Here is a 1,462-nt window from a genome sequence, read left to right as displayed (position 1 = left end):
AGCCGCCGGTTGCGCAGCATGCCGGCCACGTTGAGGTCTTCGACCACGATCGTGCCGTACGTGCGGGCCAGCCGGGTGGTGTGCTTGTGCAGGCCGTCACGGCGCAGGTTCGCCACCCGCGCATGCGCTCGAGCGACCTGCTGGCGGGCGCGTTCCCACCGATTCGAGGGCCGCTGACCGGTGCGCCGGTCCGGCCCGACGCGCCGGGACATCTGCCGGGAGAGACGCCGCATCCGCTGGGCCGCCTCGTCCAGGTGCCGGGGGTTGGGCACCATCTCGCCGGTGGACAACACCGCCAGGTGGGTGATCCCCACATCGACGCCGACCACCGCCTGCGGGCGCGTCGGGGTGCGCTCGGCCCGCTCGACCTCGACGCAGAACGCGACATGCCATCGCCCGCCGTCACGGCGCACGGTCGCGGACAGGATCCGGGCCGTGCCCGCCTCGATACGGCGGGCGAGCTTGCGGGTCGACTCGTGGGTCTTCAGCCGGCCCAGCCGGGGCAGCACGACATGCTTGTGGTCCGGCTGCACCCGGATCGCGCCGGTGGTGAACCGGACGCTGGGGGTGGTGCGACGGCGGGACTTGAACCGCGGGAATCCCACGCGCCGACCGTCGCGCTTGCCTGCCCGGGAGTCGGACCAGTTCTTCAAGCCGCGCGCCAGGTTGTCCAGGCCGGTGTTGTACGCCTCCTTGGAGCACTCAGCCCACCACGGCGCCACATCCGACTTGGCCGCGTTCCACGCCTTGCGCAACGCGGCGAGACTCCACTCGACGGCCGGAGTCAGCAGTTCGTCGGGCGTGCCGTAGGAGCGTTCGGCGGCGCGCTGGCCCATGACCGCCTTCACCCTGGCGAGGCCCCAGTTGTACGCCACCCTGGCCGCGCCCGCATGCGCCAGCACCGCCCGCTCCTGACACGGCGTCAGGTCCAGAGCGAACCGGTACGCCTGTATCGCCTTCACGACGGCGGGTCCTGTGTGGTGGCGGCCTCGACCGCCCGGCGCGCCCGATTCTCAGCAGCCCGACGGCCGTAGAGACGTGCGCACAACGAGGTCAAGATCTCCGTGACGTCCCGGACCAGGTCGTCGTCGACCTCCGCCGGGTCGACCACCAACAGCTTGCGACCCTGCGCGGTCAGCGCCGCCTCGACGTACGCGGCACCGAAGCGGGCGAACCTGTCGCGGTGTTCCACGACGATGGTCGTGACCGTCGGGTCACGCAGTAGGGCGAGGAACTTCTTGCGGTGCCCGTTCAGTGTGGATCCGACCTCGGTCACCACCTGCGACACCGGCAGGTTCTGCCCGGTCGCCCACGTGACGACCCGAGCGACCTGCCGGTCAAGGTCGGCGCGCTGGTCGGCGGACGAGACCCGGGCGTACACCACCACCCGCTCGACGCCAGCCGAGGCAGCAGGTAACGGCTCGCCCACCATGATGAGTCGACCCAGCCGGTAAGTAGGAAC

General features: G+C 71.1%; 2 protein-coding genes. Both read right to left on the bottom strand.

All coding sequences use genetic code 11. The features are described from left to right. The coding region (gene tnpB, locus ACGF5C_RS34545) for an IS607 family element RNA-guided endonuclease TnpB (protein WP_393308590.1) at positions 1-962 on the bottom strand (962 nt) is incomplete at its 3' end. Next, positions 959-1,462 (bottom strand): IS607 family transposase (locus ACGF5C_RS34540; protein ID WP_393308588.1); only part of this gene is annotated, 504 nt, incomplete at its 5' end. The genes tnpB and ACGF5C_RS34540, both read right to left, overlap by 4 nt.

Source organism: Micromonospora sp. NPDC047620 (assembly GCF_043205005.1).
Taxonomy (GTDB): domain Bacteria; phylum Actinomycetota; class Actinomycetes; order Mycobacteriales; family Micromonosporaceae; genus Micromonospora.
The sequence above is the reverse complement of the archived record's forward strand: the minus strand, read 5'-3'. Positions and strand labels throughout refer to the sequence as shown.